At 70.3% G+C, this 13,877-nt stretch carries 15 protein-coding genes; 12 read left to right on the forward strand and 3 right to left on the reverse strand.

Features of this window, described 5'->3' with window-relative positions:
- The first annotated feature begins 115 nt into the window (after window positions 1–115).
- From LIV37_RS30585 to LIV37_RS30595, 3 genes are all read left to right on the forward strand, one after another.
- Window positions 116–1,894 carry an RDD family protein gene (locus LIV37_RS30585; RefSeq protein ID WP_121824319.1) on the forward strand — a complete coding sequence of 593 codons (1,779 nt, stop codon included), beginning with the start codon at window positions 116–118 and terminating at the stop codon, window positions 1,892–1,894.
- Between the two features lie 193 nt (window positions 1,895–2,087).
- Window positions 2,088–2,672 carry an RDD family protein gene (locus LIV37_RS30590; RefSeq protein ID WP_020870953.1) on the forward strand — a complete coding sequence of 195 codons (585 nt, stop codon included), beginning with the start codon at window positions 2,088–2,090 and terminating at the stop codon, window positions 2,670–2,672.
- 81 nt (window positions 2,673–2,753) lie between these two features.
- Window positions 2,754–3,260, forward strand: coding sequence for an RDD family protein (locus tag LIV37_RS30595; RefSeq protein ID WP_121824318.1), 507 nt, complete (start codon window positions 2,754–2,756; stop codon window positions 3,258–3,260).
- Here LIV37_RS30595 and LIV37_RS30600 read toward each other — a convergent pair.
- Entirely contained in the window at window positions 3,246–3,533 is a 288-nt protein-coding gene (locus tag LIV37_RS30600; RefSeq protein ID WP_020870955.1) for a hypothetical protein, read from the reverse strand. The genes LIV37_RS30595 and LIV37_RS30600 overlap by 15 nt on opposite strands.
- A gap of 319 nt (window positions 3,534–3,852) precedes the next feature.
- Here LIV37_RS30600 and LIV37_RS30605 point away from each other — a divergent pair, with 319 nt between their 5' ends.
- Both LIV37_RS30605 and LIV37_RS30610 read left to right on the forward strand, forming a co-directional pair.
- A complete protein-coding gene (locus LIV37_RS30605; RefSeq protein ID WP_121824317.1) occupies window positions 3,853–6,240 on the forward strand; it encodes an immune inhibitor A domain-containing protein in 2,388 nt (795 codons plus the stop codon).
- A 134-nt stretch (window positions 6,241–6,374) separates the two neighbouring features.
- Complete coding sequence (locus tag LIV37_RS30610) at window positions 6,375–6,689, forward strand: hypothetical protein (protein WP_020870957.1); 315 nt, start codon at window positions 6,375–6,377, stop codon at window positions 6,687–6,689.
- 277 nt (window positions 6,690–6,966) lie between these two features.
- On the opposite strand, the gene pncA is transcribed toward LIV37_RS30610, so the two are convergent.
- Both pncA and LIV37_RS30620 read right to left on the reverse strand, forming a co-directional pair.
- On the reverse strand, window positions 6,967–7,551 hold the full coding sequence (gene pncA / locus LIV37_RS30615) for a pyrazinamidase PncA (protein WP_020870958.1): 585 nt from the start codon (window positions 7,549–7,551) through the stop codon (window positions 6,967–6,969).
- 75 nt (window positions 7,552–7,626) lie between these two features.
- On the reverse strand, window positions 7,627–8,961 hold the full coding sequence (locus tag LIV37_RS30620; protein ID WP_020870959.1) for a nicotinate phosphoribosyltransferase: 1,335 nt from the start codon (window positions 8,959–8,961) through the stop codon (window positions 7,627–7,629).
- An 83-nt stretch (window positions 8,962–9,044) separates the two neighbouring features.
- On the opposite strand from LIV37_RS30620, the gene clpS reads away from it, so the two are divergent.
- The 7 genes from clpS (at window position 9,045) to LIV37_RS30650 (ending at window position 13,768) form a co-directional block, all read left to right on the forward strand.
- A complete protein-coding gene (gene clpS / locus LIV37_RS30625) occupies window positions 9,045–9,356 on the forward strand; it encodes an ATP-dependent Clp protease adapter ClpS (RefSeq protein WP_037962133.1) in 312 nt (103 codons plus the stop codon).
- A complete protein-coding gene (locus LIV37_RS30630) occupies window positions 9,356–9,967 on the forward strand; it encodes a DUF2017 domain-containing protein (RefSeq protein ID WP_020870961.1) in 612 nt (203 codons plus the stop codon). Before clpS ends, LIV37_RS30630 begins: the two co-directional genes overlap by 1 nt.
- Before the next feature lie 211 nt (window positions 9,968–10,178).
- On the forward strand, window positions 10,179–11,594 hold the full coding sequence (locus LIV37_RS30635) for an amino acid permease (protein WP_121824316.1): 1,416 nt from the start codon (window positions 10,179–10,181) through the stop codon (window positions 11,592–11,594).
- A 165-nt stretch (window positions 11,595–11,759) separates the two neighbouring features.
- Window positions 11,760–12,185 carry a M67 family metallopeptidase gene (locus LIV37_RS30640; protein WP_020870963.1) on the forward strand — a complete coding sequence of 142 codons (426 nt, stop codon included), beginning with the start codon at window positions 11,760–11,762 and terminating at the stop codon, window positions 12,183–12,185.
- A gap of 91 nt (window positions 12,186–12,276) precedes the next feature.
- Window positions 12,277–12,393 (forward strand): putative leader peptide, encoded by a 117-nt coding sequence (locus LIV37_RS52160; RefSeq protein ID WP_014061047.1) that lies wholly within the window; start codon window positions 12,277–12,279, stop codon window positions 12,391–12,393.
- A gap of 92 nt (window positions 12,394–12,485) precedes the next feature.
- Window positions 12,486–12,818 carry a MoaD/ThiS family protein gene (locus tag LIV37_RS30645; protein ID WP_020870964.1) on the forward strand — a complete coding sequence of 111 codons (333 nt, stop codon included), beginning with the start codon at window positions 12,486–12,488 and terminating at the stop codon, window positions 12,816–12,818.
- The gene (locus tag LIV37_RS30650; protein WP_020870965.1) at window positions 12,818–13,768 is read left to right on the forward strand and encodes a PLP-dependent cysteine synthase family protein; all 951 of its coding nucleotides are present in this window, start codon (window positions 12,818–12,820) and stop codon (window positions 13,766–13,768) included. Before LIV37_RS30645 ends, LIV37_RS30650 begins: the two co-directional genes overlap by 1 nt.
- Window positions 13,769–13,877: the final 109 nt, after the last annotated feature.

Consider the following 13,877-nt stretch of genomic DNA (forward strand, 5'->3'; position numbering starts at 1 on the left):
GGGTTGCACTGCGGCTCCTGTACGGCAAACTGCTTACGCCCCACCCTCACCGCGAGGCACCGCAAAGGCGCAGCGCAGTACAGCACGGCCGAGCAGATATGGGACATCGGAGATCATGAGCGCCCCTACCTCAGGATCCGCGGACGGCAGCTCCATTCCTGGCTTTTATCCTGATCCGTCCATCCCTGGCTACATCCGTTACTGGAACGGTGCCGCCTGGGTGCCCGGCACCAGCCGTCCCGCCCCGGCCGAGGGCGAGGCCATGCCCGCGCCGCCGCCCGGGGTCACCCACACTCAGGTGATCAGCCCGCCGCCGGATGAGACGGGCCCGATGTTCCTGGACGAGGATCCGGCGCCGCGGGCCGCCGAGGAGACCGGCAGCGCACTGCCCGAGCTGCGCCGCAGGGCCGAAATGGACGTCCGGGGCGCGGGCGGGCCGCCCGAGGCGCCGGGCGGTGGCATGGGGACCCAGCCGGTGCCGCCCGGCGGGGTCTCGGCGTCCGTGGATTGGAACGACCCCCAGCGGCTGCACGGCACCCACCCCGACGCCGGTACGGCCTGGCACGCGGACGCCGCCCAGCAGGGCGGATTCGGCGGTGAGCAGGACCGCCGGGTCTCCTGGGGCTCGGAGCCGGGCGCGCCCGGCGACGCCCAGTCCGGTGGGGGACAAGCCGGTGGTGGGCAAGCCGATGGTGGCGGACAGTGGCCCGGGGTGCCCGACCCGCGGCGCGCGGGCCCGGGTGAGGACGCCGGGCGCGATGACGGCACGCTGACCATGCGCGCGGGCGGCGGGCGCACGGCGGACCGCTCGACGCAGGCCCTGCCGCCCGTCCGCCGGGCCCCGGAGCTGCCCCCGGCGGACGACGGCGAGACCCCCGCCCCGGCGGGCGACGGGACGATGACCTTCCGCACGGTGGGTCGCGGCGGCGGAGCGGCACCCACGACCGGCCAGGGGCAGGGGCAGGGGCAGGGGCAGGGGCAGAGCCAGGGTCACGGGCAGGACCAGGGCCGGGGCCAGGCGGCCGGCCGGGACGACGGGACGATGGCGATCCGGGCGATCGGCCGCGGCGGCGCGCGCAAGGGCGCCGAGGCCGCACCCCCGGCCCAGTCCCCGCACCAGCCCCAGCATCCCGCGCAGACACACCAGCCCCAGCAGCCCGCGCAGCCGCACCAGCCTCAGCAGCCCTTCGGCGGTATCCCCGTCCAGGGCGGCGGCCCGGCCTGGCAGCCGCAGGGGCAGTTCGCCCAGCGGCCCGGCCCGCCGCAGAGCCCGCCGCAGGCCGCCCCGCACGCTCCCCAAGCGGCCCCGCAGGCGGCCCCGCACGGCGCTGGCCCGGGCGCGCCCGAGGGTGTCATCCCCTGGAAGCCGCCCGTCGACAACCCCTTCCTCCTGGCCGCCCAGGCCGAGGGCCGGCCCGCCTCGCTCGGCCGCCGCCTCGCCGCCCGGCTGATCGACTCGGTCGTGCTGCTCGGCGTCGTCGGCGCCGTCGCGTTCCCGCTGTGGAGCAAGGCGAGCGACCACATCGACGAGAAGGTCGAGGCGGCCAAGCAGAGCGGCGAGACCGTCACGGTCTACTTCCTGGACGGCACCACCAGCGGCTATCTGGGCATCGTCCTCGGTCTGCTGCTCGTCCTCGGCGTCGTCCTGGAGACGCTGCCGACCGCCAAGTGGGGCCGCACGCTCGGCAAGAGGCTGTGCGGGGTGCGGGTGCTGGACATCGAGGAGCACGACACCCCGTCCTTCGGCACCGCGCTGCGCCGCTGGCTGGTCTACTCGGTGCTGGGGCTGCTCGTCATCGGCGTGCTGAACGTGCTGTGGTGCCTGTTCGACCGCCCGTGGCGGCAGTGCTGGCATGACAAGGCGGCCCGCACCTTCGTCGCGTCGGCCGACTGAAGCAGCGGCCGACTGAAGCAGGGGCCGACTGAAGCGGTGGCTGACTGAAGCAGCGGCCGACTGAAGCGGCAGCCGACCCGGCCGCCCGCCGCCGAACCGTCCATCCGCCCCGGCTGCGGCGGATGGACGATCCCGGTCGCCCGAACGGGGCGCGCCGGATGCGGCGGTCCCGGCTCCGGGGTCGACTCGGGCCATGAGCACCGACCAGCCGCCGCCCGGGCCCGATGAGCCCCGGGACCGGGACAGCAGCGATCCGTTCGCGAAACAACCGCGTGCGAACGGCTCCCCGTACGGGGACCACGGGGACCACACCGCGGGGCCCGAGCCATACGCCGGGATGCCCCCGCTCGCGCACCTCGGCCGCCGTCTGATCGCCCGGATCATCGACGCGCTGCTCATCGGCATCCCGGTCGGGCTCGTGGTGACCGCGATCGCCGGGGGCTATGACCCGATCGAGGGCAGTGCGCGTTCGACCACCGTCACGCTGGTCTACGTCCTGGTCTACTTCCTCTACGAGGGGCTGATGCTGACCCGGGACGGCCAGACCGTCGGCAAGAAGGCGATGAAGATCCGGGTCGCCATGCTGGAGAACGGGCGGCCGCCGGCCGGCCAGGCGGGCTGGCTGCGCGCCGGGGTGTACGCCCTGCCCGAGATCGTGCCCTGCTGCGGCTTCCTCTTCTGGCTGATCAATGTGTTGTGGTGCACCTGGGACCGGCCCTACCTGCAGTGCCTGCACGACAAGGCGGCCAAGACCCTGGTGGTCTCGGCCGTACCCTGAGCCCCCGAGGAGCCGCCCGGAGGCCCCGGAGGAGCCACCCTGAGCTTCCGGTCCTCCGGGAGCGCTGATGTAATCGGGGGCATGGCCCCCGACCCGCTGTCCTCGCCCCCGCCTGTGATCCCCCCAGGGATGCCCCCGCTGGCCACCCCTGGTCAGCGCTTCACCGCCCGGCTCATCGACATCGTCATCCTCGGCGCGATCTGGACGGTGGCGCTCACGGCGACCGGCGCGCTCCAGTACACGATTGATCACCCGGGCGAGCAGGACATGGGCAAGGTGACCCTCGCGCTCATCATCACGATGGCGCTCTACTTCGGCTACGAGGGCGTCATGCTGGCCCGCAGCGGACAGACGCTCGGCAAGAAGGCGCTGCGCATCCGGGTGGCGATGCTGTCCGACGGGAATGTGCCGGCCGGTCAGGGCTGGGTCCGCGCGGCGGTCTACGTGCTGCCGGGGATGCTCATCCCGCTGCTGGTCGGCACGGTCTTCTGGCTGGTCAACTCGGCCTCACTGCTGTGGGACAAGCCGTTCCAGCGCTGTCTGCACGACAAGGCCGCGCGGACCGTCGTGGTGTCAGCCGTGCAGTGAGTCGGCGTGCGCCCGGGTGTGCGCCCGTGCCGGGTCGGCCGGTCCGGACCCCGCCACGGGGCGGCTGGCGCGGACGGTGCGGCCGGGGCGGAACACCCGCACCCGGGCCACCGGCACGGTGACGGCGACGAGGAGCCCGAGAACCAGCCCGACCACGGTCACCACCGCCACCCCGAGCCCCGATCGGGTCTGGGAGAGCAGCAGCATGGCGAAGGTCGAGAGAACGACGGTGGCCGAACCATAGGCAAGCTGTGCAGGAGTCGGACGCGGCATGGCGGGATCCGTCCTCGGGGGCGATATGCAGGGGGCATGAACCAGGCTGAAGTGCACCGTCAGTCCTGACTCTACGGTCCTGCATGCCCGTGGGGAACGGAAGTAAGCGTGACCTCACCCACGGCGCCGTTGCACAGGGGGCGCACGGAATCATCGGGTGTGCCAACCGGCGTGCATGGCGCGCCCGTTGCTGTCCGTTAAACGGAACGTCGGGATCGCAGAACGTACTTGTCTCATCAGTCCAAGTCAAGGTCTGTCTTTTCTCCTGCCACTCCGGTCAAATGTCCGGCACTGGTGTGGAAAGGGGAGGACTGAGCGAGTGAACAGCCAACGGAGGACGGCCAGATCGGCCGCCATAGCCACAGTGGTGGCCGCGCTCGGAGCGGCGGCACTATCGACCGGCATGGCCCAGGCGGACGCACCGTCTACGCGTGTCGAGCGCCATGATCCGGCGCCCGCGAAGACGGATGTCCGGCACGACCTCGAGGGTCCCTACAGCAAGCAGCGGGAAGCGCAGCGCCAGGAGGCGCTGCGGCAGGTCATCTCCGGCGACACCAAGGCGACCACGCGCGGGGCGTCCAAGGTCGTGAAGCTCGGCAAGGGCAAGTACGTCGAGCTGGCCCGGGAGAAGACCGACAAGATCTTCACCATCCTGGTCGAGTTCGGCGACAAGGTGGACGACACCACCATGTACGACCCGGACGGGGACGGTCCCAAGCCGCCGGTGAAGAAGTACGGCGGCGACCCGGGCCCGGCGCACAACACGATAGGCCGGCCGGACCGCGCCGACGACAACAGCACGGCCTGGCAGAAGGACTACAACCGCCAGCACTTCCAGGACCTCTACTTCTCCAAGGACAAGAAGAAGGAGTCCCTGAGGAAGTACTACGAGAAGCAGTCCTCGGGCCGCTACTCGGTGGACGGCGAGGTCTCCGACTGGGTCAAGGTCGACTGGAACGAGGCCCGCTACGGCTCCAACTACTGCGGCGACACCAACTGCGCCAACGCCTGGGACCTGATCCGCGACGGCGTCAACCAGTGGGCCAAGGACCAGAAGGCGGCCGGCCGCACCGACGCGCAGATCAAGGCGGACCTGGCCAAGTACGACCAGTGGGACCGCTACGACTACGACGCCGACGGCAACTTCAACGAGCCCGACGGCTACATCGACCACTTCCAGATCGTCCACGCCGGTGAGGACGAGTCCGCGGGCGGCGGGGTCCAGGGCGAGAACGCCATCTGGGCGCACCGCTGGTACGCGTACGGCACCGACGCGGGCAAGTCCGGCCCCGGCGGGAACAAGTCGGGCGGTACGCAGATCGGCGACACCGGCATCTGGGTCGGCGACTACACCATGCAGCCGGAGAACGGCGGCCTCGGCGTCTTCGCCCATGAGTACGGCCACGACCTGGGCCTGCCGGACGAGTACGACACCACCGGCAAGGGGGAGTCGTCCGTCGCCTACTGGTCGCTGATGTCCGCGGGATCCTGGCTCGGCACCGGTAAGGACGCCATCGGCGATCTGCCCGGCGACATGAACGCCTGGGACAAGCTCCAGTTGGGCTGGCTGAACTACGCCTCGGCCAAGGCCGGTAAGAAGTCCACCCACACCCTCGGGGTGGCCGAGTACAACACCAAGAACAAGCAGGCGCTGGTGGTCGAGTTGCCCGCCAAGGCCGTCACCACCGAGGTGGTCGCCCCCGCCGAGGGCTCCAAGCAGTGGTGGAGCGGAATGGGTGACGACCTCAAGAACACCCTGACCCGGTCGGTGGACCTCACGGGCAAGTCCAAGGCCAGCCTGGACCTCCAGGGCTGGTGGGACATCGAGGAGAACTACGACTACCTCTACGCCGAGGTCTCCACGGACGGCGGCGCCAACTGGACGCCCGTCGACGGCACCGCGGACGGCAAGGCCATCCCGCGCGACGCCGGTGACAAGCCCGCGCTGACCGGCACCTCCGGCGCGTACAAGAAGCTCTCCTTCCCGCTGGACGCCTACGCGGGCAAGAAGATCGACCTGCGCTTCCGCTACCAGACCGACGGCGGTGTGGCGCAGAAGGGCTTCGCGGCCGACGCGATCACCCTGACCGCGGACGGCGCCCCGGTCTTCAGCGACGGCGCCGAGGGCGACGACAACGGCTGGACCGCCAACGGCTTCTCCCGCATCGGCGGCTCCTTCACCAAGGACTACCCGCAGTACTACCTCGCCGAGAACCGCCAGTACGTGTCGTACGACACCACCCTCAAGACCGGTCCGTACAACTTCGGCTGGGCCTCCAGCCGGCCCAACTGGGTCGAGCACTTCCCGTACCAGAACGGGCTGCTGATCTGGCAGTGGGACACCTCGCAGCCGGACAACAACGTCGGCGTCCACCCGGGCAGCGGTCTGATCCTGCCGATCGACGCGCACCCCGCCGCCGAGAAGTGGGCGGACGGCGCGCTGATGCGCAACCGGATCCAGGCGTACGACTCGCCCTTCAGCCGGCTCCCCTCGGACGGCTTCACGCTGCACAACGACGGTAAGGCCGCCAAGGTGAAGCCGAAGCCGGGCATCCCGGTCTTCGACGACCACAAGGGTACGTATTGGGACAAGAGCAACCCGACCGGCAGTGTCGAGACTGCTGACACCAACACCCGGATCAAGATCCTCAAGGAGCTCCCGGGTGGCTCGACGATGACCGTCCAGGTCGGACCGTCCGCCTCCTAGATCCACACCAGTCTGCGTTTTCGCAGGTCAGAGCGGTAGCGGCCGTCGCCCCCTAGCGGGCGGCGGCCGTTCGCGTTTAGATGCCCCTTAGACCTTCTTGTTGACACGACGTCTCACGGGGGACATGACCCGCAATGGCCGACGGAGGATTTACCAAGCTGCCGGGCGGAAGTGTGGTGGTCGCACTGACGCTGCCGCGCCCGCTGGGCGAGGGCGGCGTCCGCGTACTGGTACACGCCGCGAACCGCCAGCGAGCCCTGACCAGGCTCCGCAATCTCGGGCTCCGCGCTGTCTATCTGCGCGGCAACACCGCGCCGCCGACACCCGACGAGGTGACGGCGGTGCTCCACCATCCCGACGGGGTGGTCTGGCGCACCGCGCCGGATCGCGGAGGGGAGCTCTGGCATCCCATGGCCGCCCTCCTCAGACCTCCGGCCCCGGCGCCGTAGAGCGCCTGCGGCGGGCTGTTCCCCTACCCGCCCCTCCCCACAACTGGGGCTCCGCCCCAGACCCCGCTCCTCAAACGCCGGAGGGGCTGAAATCAGCCCGTCCGGGGTCCAGGGGCGAAGCCCCTGGTATCGGGAAGGGGCGGGTAGGGGAACACCCCGCAGCGTCACGATCCGTCGGACACCGTAGCGCCGGGGCCCGGAAGGGCGGCCGGTCAGGTCAGGCCGGTCAAGCCGTCGGGAAGGGGGCTGGGAGGCGCTGTGAGGGCCCTCGGCGCCCTCAGACGACCGGCTTGCCGCTGAGCTCGACCCCGGCCGCCCGCAGCTCCTCCAGGGCGCGCTCGGTCGTGCCCGCGGAGACGCCCGCGGTCAGGTCCAGCAGGACGTGCGCCGCGAACCCCTCGCGGCGCGCGTCCAGCGCCGTGGCCCGCACGCAGTGGTCGGTGGCGATGCCCACCACGTCGACCTCGGTCACCCCCCGCTCGCGCAGCCACTGGGCCAGCGGGGTGCCGTGCTCGTCGGCGCCCTCGAAGCCGCTGTACGCCCCCGTGTACGCGCCCTTGTCGAAGACCGCGTCGATCGCGCCGGAGGCGACGGCGGGCGCGAAGTTCGGGTGGAACCCGACGCCCTCGGTGCCCGCGACACAGTGCACCGGCCAGGTGTGCTCGTAGTCCGGGTTGTCCGAGAAGTGATCGCCCGGATCGATGTGGTGATCACGGGTGGCGACGACATGCCGGTAACCGGGCGTGGCCTCCCCGATCAGATCGGTGATCGCGGCGGCGACGTCGGCGCCCCCCGTCACCGCGAGGCTTCCGCCCTCGCAGAAGTCGTTCTGGACGTCGACGACGATCAGTGCCCGGTGCATGTCACCGAGGGTAGACACTCCGCGCCGATTGCGGCAGTGGGCGTGCCCCGTGTTCCCGCTCATGACCCGCCCGCCTCAGGCCCGCGCGTACTCGGTGGGCAGGACCGGCTCCCCGCGCGAGAGCTGGGTCGCCGACAGCGGCAGCCCGGCCCGGGCCGCGATGTGCCGGTCCCGGGCCGCGTCCAGCGGCTCGCGGGCCACGATCTCGCCGCCGCGCACCAGCTCCACCAGCAGTTGATGGCCCGCCAGCTGCTCGGGGACCGCGCCGGTGCCGATCACCTCGGCCTCGGCCACACCGTGCTCGTCCACCCGCCGCGCGGCCCATTTGCGGCCGCCCACCGAGGTCTTGGCGCCCATGGACTTCTTGGCCACCGGCAGCAGCGGCGCGTCCGCGTCGTCCGAAACGGCCCGTGCCACCAGCTTGTAGACCATCGAGCTGGTGGGGTGGCCGCTGCCGGTGACCAGCTGGGTGCCGACCCCGTACGCGTCCACGGGGGCCGCGGCCAGCGAGGCGATCGCGTACTCGTCGAGGTCGCTGGTCACCACGATCTTGGTGTTCTTGGCGCCCAGCTCGTCCAGCTGCTGGCGCACCCGGTGGGCGAGCAGCAGCAGATCGCCGGAGTCGATCCTTACTGCGCCCAGGTCCTTGCCGGCCACCTCCACGGCGGTGCGTACCGCCTCGGCGACGTCATAGGTGTCCACGAGCAGGGTGGTGTCGCTGCCGTGGGCCTGGACCTGCGCCGTGAAGGCGTCCCGTTCGCTGTCGTGCAGCAGGGTGAAGGCGTGGGCGCTGGTGCCCACGGTGGGGATGTTGTAGCGGAATCCGGCCGCGAGGTCGGAGGTGGTGGTGAAGCCGCCGACGTAGGCGGCGCGGGCGGCGGCCACGGCGGCCAGCTCATGGGTGCGGCGGGCGCCCATCTCGATGAGCGGCCGGTCGCCGGCGGCGGTGGACATCCGGGACGCGGCGGCGGCCACCGCGGAGTCGTGGTTGAGGATGGAGAGGATGACCGTCTCCAGCAGCACCGCCTCGGCGAAGGTGCCCTCCACCCGGATGATCGGCGAGCCGGGGAAGTAGACCTCGCCCTCGGGGTAGCCCCAGATGTCGCCGCGGAAGCGGTAGTCGGCGAGCCAGCCGAGCGTGGGCTCGTCCACGATCCGCTGCTGGGCGAGGAAGTCCAGCACGCCGGCGTCGAAGCGGAAGTTCTCGACGGCGTCCAGCACCCGCCCGGTGCCCGCCACGACGCCGTAGCGCCGGCCCTCGGGGAGGCGCCTGGTGAAGACCTCGAAGACCGAGCGGCGGTCGGCGGTGCCCGCCCGCAGCGCGGCCTGAAGCATGGTGAGTTCGTACCGGTCGGTGAAGAGTGCGGTCGACGGCACGTCCACCGGCAGTCCCAAGTCCGCAGTGTCCATGGTTGACGATGCTACCTCCCGTACTCGTCAGAGTGACGAGATCTGGGTGCCGGTTTAGGCGGCGGCCCGTGCCGGGTGGCAGCATGGGACGTGTGAGTGTCGCGCCCGTGGAGATCGAACGTCCTGAATCCCGTGAAGCACCCTCGTCGGTGCCGGAACCCGACGTTCCGTGGGTGACGGTGGTCCATAACGACCCCGTCAATCTCATGAGCTACGTGACCTACGTCTTTCAGAGCTACTTCGGCTACTCCAAGGACAAGGCCAACCGTTTGATGCTCGACGTCCACCACAAAGGCCGCGCGATCGTCTCGAGCGGCACCCGCGAGGAGATGGAGCGCGACGTGCAGGCGATGCACGGCTACGGCCTGTGGGCGACCCTCCAGCAGGAGCGCTGATGTCGGGACGTTTCGAACCCCTGCCGGGCGGCGGCGCCGCCATCGCCCTGGACGAGGTGGAGGTCTCCATCCTGCGCAGCCTGGCCATGCAGCTCGCCGAGCTGATCGGCCCGGGTGACCAGCCCGCCGGGGGCGAGGACCCCTTGGCCGCGCTCTTCGCGGACGGCCCCAGCAAGCCGCCGGAGGATCCGGCGCTCGCCCGGCTCTTCCCGGACGCCTACTCCCCGCCGGACCGGGAGCTCGGGGCGCGGGAGGGGAAGGAGGCCCGGGAGGCGTCCGCGGAGTTCCGCCGCTTCACCGAGAACGACCTGCGGGCGCGCAAGCGCGACGACGCCCTGACAGTGGTGCGCGACCTGGACGCGCTGGGCTCCGGCGCCTCGGGCGGGACCCCGGGGGTGCTTCAGCTGGCGCCGGAGAAGTCCGGGCAGTGGCTGGGCGCGCTCAACGACCTGCGGCTGGCCATCGGCACCCGGCTGGAGGTCACCGACGAGGACGACGGCGGTGAGCTGCTGGGGCTGCCGGACTCCGATCCGCGCAAGCCGATGGTGATGGCGTACTTCTGGCTCGGCGGGCTCCAGGAAACCCTGATCGAGACCCTCATGCCGGAATGATTCCCTCCGGCAACTACTGAGTGTTCGTTTAGAGGATGCTCAACTCCGGATAACGATCGCATCACTGCGATCGTTAACTTTATTGCGCAGCATAACTTTTGTCCGCTTCTTCCTGTGGTGTGCGCCACACGCGGCGCGGTCGATCAGTGTGGCGGTCGTGATAAATCTTCACGATCGCAGCCAGCCGCCACAGGGAGAAAGGCGCAGCAATATGACCTCAGCGGCTCCTGAAGAGGGCTATGAGCGCGGCCTGGGCAGTCGCCAGGTCCAGATGATCGCTATCGGCGGCGCCATCGGCGTCGGCCTGTTCATGGGTGCCGGGGCGAACATCGCCAAGGCGGGCCCGAGCATCATCCTGATGTACGCCCTTGCGGGCGTGATCGTCTTCTTCATCATGAGAGCGCTCGGTGAGCTGCTCCTCTACCGGCGGTCCACGGGCTCCTTCGCGGAATACATCCGGGAGTTCCTGGGCCCGTTCTTCGGCTATGTGACCGGCTGGACCTACTGGCTCCTGTGGGTGGTGACCGGCATGGCCGAGCTCACGGCCGCCGCCATCTACATCAACTTCTGGTTCCCCTCGATCCCGCAGTGGGTCAGCGCCCTGGTCTTCCTGGTGGTGCTCTTCGGGGTCAACCTGATCTCGGTCAAGGTCTTCGGTGAGGTCGAGTTCTGGTTCTCGATGGTCAAGGTCACCGCGATCATCGGCATGATCGTGATCGGCCTCGGTGTGCTCACCCTCGGTTTCTCCGACGCCGGTGACACCGCCGCCGCCTCGAACCTCTGGTCCCATGGCGGGTTCTTCCCCAACGGCATCGGCGACAGCCTGATGACCCTCCAGGGCGTGATGTTCGCCTACATCGCCGTCGAGCTCGTCGGCGTCACCGCGAGCGAGTCCGAGGACCCGGAGAAGACCCTGCCCAAGGCGATCAACACGCTGCCGTGGCGCATCATCATCTTCTACGTCGGCGCCCTGGTGGTGCTGCTCGCCGTCGTCAAGTGGACCGAGTTCTCGGCCGGTGAGAGCCCCTTCGTGCACGGCTTCTCCAAGATCGGCATCCCCCTCGCCGCCGGTATCGTCAACTTCGTCGTCCTGACCGCGGCCCTGTCCTCCTGCAACTCCGGCATGTACTCCACCGGCCGGATGCTGCGCGACCTGGCGACCAGCGGTGAGGGGCCGAGGATCTTCGCCCGGCTCAACCTCCGCAAGTCCCCGGCCATCGGCATCACCTTCTCCGTCCTCTTCATGGCCATCGGCGTGGTCCTCAACTACGTCGTCCCCGAGAAGGCGTTCACCTACGTCACCTCGGTGTCCACGGCCTGCGGCATCTGGACCTGGCTGATGATCCTGTTCGCCCACATCCGGTACCGCCGCGCGTTCCGCGCCGGCCGGCTGCCCGCCTCGTCCTTCCCGGCTCCCGGCGGCTCGGTCTTCAGCTGGGTGGCGGTGGTCTTCCTGCTGTTCGTGACCTGCCTGGTCGCCTACGACAAGGACGGCCGGGTCTCCCTGTACGTCGGCGCCGGGTGGGCCGTCTGCCTGGTGATCGGCTGGTACGTCCTCAAGGCCCGCGGCGGGGCTCAGCCGCTCGACCAGAGCGAGGCGGCGGAGCCGGAGTACGCGCGGAAGTAAGCCGTATCGCCTTTCGGGCGCAGCATCTCAGCAGGCGGGCTCCGGACCTCTGTCCGGAGCCCGCCCGCCCGTCTCCCGCCACCACCCTCAACGGAGGCTCCCCCAGACTCCGTCCGGGAGGTGCCCCCTGCGCGCCGCCCCCTTTTTCTTTCCTATTGTGTTGCCATGCTGACCATCACCCAGGCGCTCCACGATCAGATCGTCGCGCACGCCCGCGCCGACCACCCCGACGAGGCATGCGGCGTGATCGCGGGCCCAGCGGGAAGCGGCCGCCCCGAGCGGTTCATCCCGATGCTGAACGCGGCCCGTTCCCCCACCTTCTACGAGTTCGACTCGGGTGACCTGCTCAAGCTCTACCGCGAGATGGACGACCGGGACGAGGAGCCGGTGGTCGTCTACCACTCGCACACCGCCACCGAGGCGTACCCCTCCCGCACCGACATCTCCTACGCCAACGAGCCCGGTGCCCACTACGTCCTGGTCTCCACGGCCGACTGCGGCAATGACGAGGGACCCTTCCAGTTCCGGTCCTTCCGGATCGTGGACGGCGAGGTCACCGAGGAAGAGGTGGAGATCGTCCCGGGTGGCTGAATCGCCGCCCTGTCTCGTATCGCGGTCACTACCCGTCCGTATCGCGGGAAGACCTACCCGAGTCCGGTTCGGGAATCGATACGATGAGTCCATGGTTTTCGATGACGTGAGCGAGAAGACGCCGGGCATGCTGCTCGTGGCGCGGCTCCACGTCGACCTGTGCCGGCTCGCCAGCGCGATGTGTCCGCGCCGCGCCGTGGCCGCCTGAACGCGCGCCCGAGACGCCCGACGCCCTTCGACGACGCCTTCCCGGCCGCTCCCGGTCCGGGATCCACCCCGCCCTCCGACAGGAGCCCAGACATGGCCATCGAGGTCCGCATCCCGACCATCCTCCGCACCTACACCGACGGCCAGAAGGCGGTCGAGGGCAGCGGGGCCACGCTCGCCGAGCTCTTCGCCGACCTGGAGAGCCGGCACTCCGGGATCCAGGAGCGCCTGGTCGACGGCGGTGAGCTGCGCCGCTTCGTCAACGTCTATCTGAACGACGAGGACGTCCGCTTCCTCGACGGCATCTCCACCAAGGTCTCGGACGGCGACAACGTGACGATCCTCCCGGCCGTGGCCGGTGGGGCTCTCGGGGCGGAGCCCCGTCCTGCTGGGGTGGTGGCCGGGCGACGGGCGGGCATGCTCTGATGCGGTACGACAGCCCCCTGGCCGCGGTCGGCAATACGCCGCTCGTCGGGCTGCCGCGGCTCTCGCCCTCCTCCGACGTACGGATCTGGGCCAAGCTGGAGGACCGCAACCCCACCGGTTCGGTCAAGGACCGCCCCGCGCTCCATATGATCGAACAGGCCGAGAAGGACGGCCGGTTGACCCCCGGCTGCACCATCCTCGAGCCCACCTCCGGCAACACCGGGATCTCGCTCGCGATGGCGGCCAAGCTCAAGGGCTACCGCATCGTCTGCGTGATGCCGGAGAACACCAGCGAGGAGCGGCGCCAGCTGCTCGCCATGTGGGGCGCGGAGATCATCTCCTCGCCCGCCGCCGGTGGCTCCAACACCGCCGTCCGGGTGGCCAAGGAGCTGGCGGGGCAGCACCCGGACTGGGTGATGCTGTACCAGTACGGAAACCCGGACAACGCCGGCGCCCACTACGCCACCACCGGCCCCGAGATCCTGGCCGACCTGCCCTCCATCACCCACTTCGTCGCCGGTCTGGGCACCACCGGCACCCTGATGGGCGTCGGCCGCTTCCTGCGGGAGAACAAGCCGGACATCCAGATCGTCGCCGCCGAACCGCGCTACGACGACGTCGTCTACGGACTCCGCAACCTCGACGAGGGCTTCGTCCCCGAGCTGTACGACGAGTCCGTCCTGACCACCCGCTTCTCCGTCGGTTCCGAGGACGCGGTGTCCCGCACCCGGGAACTCCTCGCCCAGGAGGGCATCTTCGCGGGCGTCTCGACCGGGGCCGCGCTGCACGCCGCTCTCGGTGTCGCCCGTAAGGCGGTCACGGCCGGGCAGAGCGCCGATGTGGTCTTCATCGTCGCCGACGGCGGCTGGAAGTACCTCTCCACCGGTGTCTACACGGCGGCCACCACCGAGGAGGCGATCGAGACGCTGCACGGCCAGCTCTGGGCCTAGGGGGACCCCAGGGGCCGAATCGGCCTGCGGGGGGCATGGCCGGGCGGCACCCGGCTCCGTCCTGGTGATTCCGCCCACAACGCGGCCCCGTGGAGGAGCTGCCTGGGCT

The organism is Streptomyces rapamycinicus NRRL 5491 (assembly GCF_024298965.1).
Classification (GTDB): Bacteria; Actinomycetota; Actinomycetes; order Streptomycetales; family Streptomycetaceae; genus Streptomyces; species Streptomyces rapamycinicus.